Origin of the sequence: Natronospira sp. (assembly GCF_007134575.1) — a bacterium.
Taxonomy (GTDB): Bacteria; Pseudomonadota; Gammaproteobacteria; order Natronospirales; family Natronospiraceae; genus Natronospira; species Natronospira elongata.
Genome location: NZ_SLKM01000007.1, coordinates 1 through 6572 on the forward strand (window position 1 = coordinate 1; position 6572 = coordinate 6572).

Consider the following 6572-nt stretch of genomic DNA (forward strand, 5'->3'; position numbering starts at 1 on the left):
AGGATTCCCTTTTGCGAATCGTAGCAGGATGGCCCGGTCGACACGTCTTCTCCCTTGCCGCGACGCCCGCGCAAGCCGTCGTGCCACCTGATGGCCAATCGCGGATGAATCCGCTCCCACGGTTCTCCGCGTTACCGCCCGGAACCACGAAAAAGCCCCTTCCGGAAACCGGAAGGGGCCTTGATAGCGCTTGTTTTTGCCGGCGGTCTTAGTCGTCGAGCAGGCCGCGGCGTTCCAGCAGGGCCTCGATCTTGGGTTCGCGGCCGGCGAATTCCATGTACAGATCCATGGCATCCATGGTGCCGCCCGAGGAGAGGATGGTGCTGCGGAAGTGCTCACCATTCTCGCGGGTCAGGCCGCCGTTTTCCTCGAACCAGAGCACGCTGTCGGCATCCAGCACTTCACTCCAGATATAGGAGTAATAGCCGGCGGAATAGCCGCCCATCATGTGGGAGAAGTAGGGCGTGCGATAGCGCGGCGGCACCGGGGCAAAGTCCATGTCGTGCTCGGCCAGTACCCGGGCCTCGAAGTCCATGGCTTCCTCCGCGGGGGGCACATCTTCCGGCTGCAGTTGATGCCAGGCCTGGTCGATGGTGGAGGCGGCCATGTACTCGGCGGTTCGGAAACCCTGGTTGAACTGCTGGGCTTCCAGGACCCGCTCCAGCAGTTCTTCCGGGATCTGCTCACCGGTCTCGTAGTGGCGGGCGTAGTTGGCCAGCACTTCCGGCCAGGACGCCCACATCTCATAAACCTGTGAGGGATATTCCACGAAGTCACGGGGCACGCTGGTACCGGAGAAGCGGGGATAGCGCACATCCGAGAACAGGCCGTGAATGGCATGGCCGAACTCGTGGAACAGGGTGGTGGTTTCGTCCCAGGTCAGCAGGGTGGGCTCACCTTCACCTGGATGGCTGATGTTGAGATGAATGCCCACGATCGGCTGGCCGCCCAAGAGCTCGGACTGGATCTGGTAGGAGTTCATCCAGGCCCCGCCCCGCTTGGAGCCGCGGGAGTACATGTCGCTGTACATCAGGCCCAGGGGGGTGCCGTCTTCCTCGAAGACTTCATAGACCCGCACGGTGTCGTGATAGACGGGAATGTCGTGGCGCTCTTCGAAGGTAATGCCGAACAGCTTCTCGGCGGAATAGAAAACGCCATTCTCCATCACGCTTTCAAATTCGAAGTAGGGCCGCACATCGGACTCGTCAAAGGCATAACGTTCCTGGCGAACCTTTTCGGCATAGAAGGCCCAGTCCCAGGAGGCCAGCTCAAAAGGCTCGTCCTCGGTCTCGTCGATGATGGCCTGGATGTCATCGGCTTCCTGGCGGGCATTGCGCATGGCGATGGGATTGATGTCGTCATGCAGATCGTTGACCGTCTGCAGATCACTGGCGGTCTGCTCTTCCAGGATGTAATCGGCATGGGTGTCATAACCCAGCATGCGGGCGCGCTCGCCGCGCAGTTTCACCGTTTCGACCACGATTTCGCGCGTGTCGTGTTCATTGCCCCGGCTGCCCCGGTTGAGGGAGGCGGTATGCACGCGTTCCCGAAGATCGCGGTTCGTCAGCCGTGACAGCGGCGGCTGGCCACTGGTGTTGAGCAGGGTGATCACGTACTTGCCTTCCAGGCCGCGATCCTCGGCTTCCTCGGCGGCGCGGCGGATCTGGCTGTCGGAGAGGCCGTCGAGCTTGTCGCGGTCTTCGACCACCACGGCCGAGTCATTGACCTCGGCCAGCACCTTCTGACTGAACTCGGTGCCCAGTTCGGCCAGACGGGTGTTGATCTCCCGCAGACGATCCTGCTCGGATTCGCTCAGCCGGGCGCCGGCGCGGACAAAGTCAGTGTGGTACCGCTCCAGCAGCCGCTTGGACTCGGGATCCAGGTCCAGTTCCTCGCGTTCCTGATAGAGACTGTCCACTCGCTCGAAGAGGGCGGCATTGAGATTGATGGCGTCCTGGTGCGCGGACAGCTTGGGCGAGAACTCGCGCTGAACGCCCTGCAGCTCTTCATTGGTGTGGGCGCCGGCCAGGGCCGAGAAAACCCGCATCACCCGGGCCAGTAGCTGACCGGAACGTTCCATCTCGACGATGGTGTTCTCGAAGCTGGGTGCTTCCGGGTTGTCGGCGATGGCTTCGACCTCGGCCATGTGCTCGGCCATGGCCTTTTCGATGGCCTCGGGGAAATGCTCGGCACGGATCCGGTCAAAGGCCGGTGCGCCATAGGGCAGGTCGCTGGCAACCAGCAGGGGGTTGCGCTCATCGGCGGCCTCTTCAGCCGCGGGGGCTTCGCTCCGATCGCGCTCGGTGTCCGGGCTGTCGCCGCAGGCAGCAAGCGCCAGGGGCAGGGCACTGAGGCCCAGTATCAGTCTGCTCTTCACGGTAATCACTCCTGACAAGCATGGTTCTGGCGGTTAGTGGGAGAGGCCGGCTCACGGCCAGGGCAAATGCCGGCAACCGGACGGATCATAGCATCCCGCTTGCCGGCGAAAAGAGGGGTAGGGACCCTCTAGAGGGACCCTAGGGAAACAGCGACTCAAAATCGCCCCGGTCCAGGGCTTCTTCCAGCTCCTGCATGCGGTCGCGGGCCTGGTCCATTTCGCCCGGGCTGAGCAACATGGAAAGGGCGTCTTCGGCACCGTCAAAATCCGGCGGGCAGCCCTGCTGCAGGCAGAGGGCACGGACCCAGTCGGCATCACCGGAGCAGTCCTGCCCGTACTTGCAGGCCAGCATGAGCCAGGCGCTTTCGTCGGCCTGGGGGGAATTGTTGACCGCGCTGAGCTGGCTGGCATAGGAGAGGGACTCCGGATTCCTGTCCCGCAAGGTATCGACGATCCGATCCGGCTCGAAGCCACTGTCGCGGCCCGCCATCCAGTGGCGATACTGGCGCACCCCCTGGTGCATCACCGCCGGGCCGTAGTCCTGTGCCGCGGCCTCCTCGAGCCAGCCCCGCGCGGAGCCATACTGGGCCGGTTCCTGTTCGAAGAAACCGCGGCAGCGCTCCACCTGCTGCATCATCAGTTCATTCACACCCGGGGCCATGGTCGCCGGCAGCGCCGCGGCAAGTTCGAATTCGTCCGGGAACTCGCCATCAAACTGGCTCACGGCCAGTTCGCACTCTGACAGCGCACGATACAGGTAATACTGGGCGGAGGGGTCGCCATCGGCGGCATCCTGGAGGGCATCCTCGACAAAGGCGTGGTAGTCCTCGCTCTCATAAAATTCGCGGCCGCGGCTGTCATACCCCCCCTGGGGACGATCCGACTCGTCCTGGGTTTCCAGCTCAGTTTCGGCGATCTCCCGCTCTTCGCGGGGTTCCGGCTGGCGGCCTTCTCGCGCCGCCTCGCGGGGCGGCGCGGGCTCCCGCTCGGCCACGGCCCGATCCGGCTCTTGCGCCGGCGCCAGGTCCCGCCCGGTGTCTGAATCCACCCCCGGTCGCTGCAGCAGTACAAAGACCAGGGTGGCGATTGCCAGGACAATGAGAATCCAGCTTGCACGCATGCCTCTACCCCCACGAAAACTCAGCCACCGAATATAGCGTGGGTGGGGCTTTAGGGCCAGATTAGTTGCCAGATTGGTGGGGGTTGCTTTCGTGGGTGGCTTCGATCCTGGTGGGGCCCTTCGATCGCGGTGACGGGGGCGTTCCGGCTTTGGTCCTAGTGGGCTTGCTCAAGACTGTGGGCGACAGGACGTCGCCCACAGAGCCTAAAGGGATGTATTTACGGCGTTCTTGGAAACCCCTGTCGGACCCAAGGCCGGAACGCCCCCGTCACCGTCATCGAAGGGTCCCACCCCAATCGAAGCCAAACGTTTCTGCCTTGCTAACTAGCCCCCAGCCTCTCCATACCGCCCCCCGGTCAGCCAGGCCTTGGCGTGTTCGCTGAAGCGGCTTACCACCAGATACAGGCAAGGGACCACGAACAGGGTCAGCAGCATGGCCATCAACAGGCCCCCGATCACCGACAGCGCCAGGGCCTGCATGATCTCCGCGCCCTCGCCGAGGCCGATGGCCAGCGGGGTCATGCCCAGCACCGTGGTGGTCGTGGTCATCAGGATGGGGCGCAGACGGACCGCGCCCGCCTCGACAATGGCCCGGTCCACCGGCAGTTGCTGCTCCCGCCGCCCGATCTCGATGTATTCGACCAGCAGAATGGCGTTATTCACCACCACCCCGATGAGCAGGATCACCCCGATCATCACCGGCGCCGAGAGCGGGTTGTCCGTCAGCCAGAGGATCCCCACCACACCCATCAGCGCGAGCGGTGCGGCGCTGAGAATCACCAGGGGATTGGAAAGGCGCTCGTACTGCACCGCCAGGACCACGAAGACCAGGAACAGGGCGAGCAGGATGACCGTGAGCAGCTCCCGGTTGGTGTCCTGAATGGTTTCCCATTGTCCGCCCACCAGCAGACTGATGTGATCCGGGAAGTCCATCTCCGCCAGCCGTGCCTCCACATCGGCCATCACGCTGCCAATGTCGCGTATTTCGGTATTGATGTCGCCGTTGACCCGCTTGAGTCGATTCTGGTTCTCCCGCTCGATATGGGCCGGGCCCTCGGTAAACTCGAACTCGGCCACATCCCGGAGCAGCACCGGCTGGCCGTCGGGACGGGAAAGCATCATGCCTCCCAGGCTTTCCGGGTTGCTACGCTCGCTTTCCGGCAGCCGAATGCGAACATCGTATTCGGTCTGGCCGGTGACAAAGCGGGTCGGCACTGCGCCGTCCACGGCATTGCGGATGGCATTGCCCACATCCGAGACATTCAGGCCCAGGTCCGCGGCCCGCTCCCGGTCCACCCGGATCCGGAGCAGGGGACTTTGATCTTCGCGGCCCACTTCCACCCCTTCCAGTCCCTCGATGCCGTCCAGCTGGGCCACCAGCTCCCGGGCCAGGACATTGAGCTCCTCGAGATCCTCGCCGACGATGCCGATGGAGAGATCCGTGCCCGCCACCGAGAAGCGCAATCCAGGGATGGACGGCGGTCTGGCCACCAGGCGGGCCCCGGGAATGTCCAGTTCGTCCAGGCGCGACTGGGCTTCCTGAACCCATTCACCGGCGCTCATCTCCCGATCCACCGCCGGGACCAGTTGAATGCTCAGTCGAGAGGTGCCGGGCCGCTCCGATATCACCCCGCCGCTGAGATGGCCGCCGACCCGGGTGAAGACCGATTCCACATGGGGCATGTCATCGATCAGGGCCTCGATCTGGCGGGTAGCGGCATCATTCTCATGGGGCGGCGTGCCCGGCGGCAGGCCCATGAAGACGCCCACATTGCCGTCGTCCACCTGGGGCAGAAAGGTATTGCCCAGTTGTCCGGAGAGATGACTGGCCCCGGCCAGACCGAGCACCGCCAGACCCAGCACCCCCCAGCGCCAGCGAAGCACGCCGGGCAGGATCGCCCGATAGCCATCCCGCAGGCCATCCACGGCAGCGTTGAAGCCGCGAATCAGTCGCGTCCGCGACAGGCCGGACTCAAAACGCACCCGAGCCAGCAGCGCGGCCAGCATGGGAATGAGGGTCAGTGCCGCCGCCAGGGTGGCGAGAATGGCAAAGGAAATGGTCAGGATCAGCTCCCGGAAAACCAGGGCGGCCATGCCGGTCATGAGCAGGAACGGGACCACCGCGGCCAGATTGGTCAATGTCCCCGCCGTGATCGCCGAGGCCACTTCCCGTGAGCCGTCATGGGCCGCATCCTCGGGTTCCTTGCCGAGCTCATCCCGGTGGCGGAAGATGTTCTCCAGCATCACGATGCCATTGTCCAGCAGCAGGCCCACTCCAAGCGCCAGGCCCCCAAGACTCATGATGTTCAGGGTCAGGCCGCTGGCGCCCATCATGGCGAAGGTGGCCATCAGGGCCAGGGGAATGGACAGGCCGATGACAAAGCTCTTGCGCAGGCTGCCCAGGAACAGCAGCACCATGGACATGGCCAGCACCCCGCCGAGAATGGCAGCCGCGCCCACCGAGCTGATGGAGCCGCGGATGAAGTAGGTGGGGTCCCGGGTCGATTCGTACTGGATGTCGGCGGGCAGGAAGCCGGTGCGTTCCAGTCGGTCCATGGTCGCGGTGATCTCGTCCACTACTTCCACGGTATTGGCCTCGGGGATCTTGAAGACCGAGACCTGGGCCGCCTCCACCCCGTTCAGGCGCACGAAGAGGCGCTGATCACCATAGCCGTCGCGAACTTCGGCCACCTCCGACAGGCGAATTCGCCGATCATTGTCGGGCAGTTGCAGCAATACATTGCGGATATCCTCGGCCGAGCGGAACAGACCATCGGTCTTGGCCATCACATCGAAGGTGTCCGAGGTCACCCAGCCGGCGGCGATGTCCACATTCTCGCCTTCCAGCGCGGTGATCAGATGCTGCATGGTGAGGCCGTAGGACTGCAGCCTTTCCTGGTCCACCGTGACCGACATCTCGCGGACCTGGCCCCCAGCCGCCTCGACCCCCGAGACCCCGTGAATGGAGAGCAGTTGCGGCGCCAGTTGATGCTCCACCCAGTCCCGGACCTCGGTTTCCGATCGCACCGTGGAGCTGAACCCCGCCTCCCAGATGGCATCCTGCGAGGGGTCGAA

The 6572-nt window shown here is 64.1% G+C and carries 3 protein-coding genes; all 3 read right to left on the bottom strand.

What is annotated here, in order from left to right; genetic code table 11:
• Positions 1 to 208: 208 nt before the first annotated feature.
• On the bottom strand, positions 209 to 2377 hold the full coding sequence (locus ACJWXQ_RS00220; protein WP_346050566.1) for a M3 family metallopeptidase: 2169 nt from the start codon (positions 2375 to 2377) through the stop codon (positions 209 to 211).
• Between the two features lie 139 nt (positions 2378 to 2516).
• Positions 2517 to 3497 carry a hypothetical protein gene (locus ACJWXQ_RS00225; protein ID WP_346050565.1) on the bottom strand — a complete coding sequence of 327 codons (981 nt, stop codon included), beginning with the start codon at positions 3495 to 3497 and terminating at the stop codon, positions 2517 to 2519.
• A gap of 324 nt (positions 3498 to 3821) precedes the next feature.
• Positions 3822 to 6572, bottom strand: a 2751-nt coding sequence (locus ACJWXQ_RS00230; protein WP_406671899.1) for an efflux RND transporter permease subunit, incomplete at its 5' end; no start/stop codon positions are given.

Coding starts and splice junctions, on each gene's coding strand:
- ACJWXQ_RS00225 (WP_346050565.1), bottom strand. CDS start 3,497: ATGCGTGCAAGCTGGATTCTCATTGTCCTGGCAATCGCCACCCTGGTC.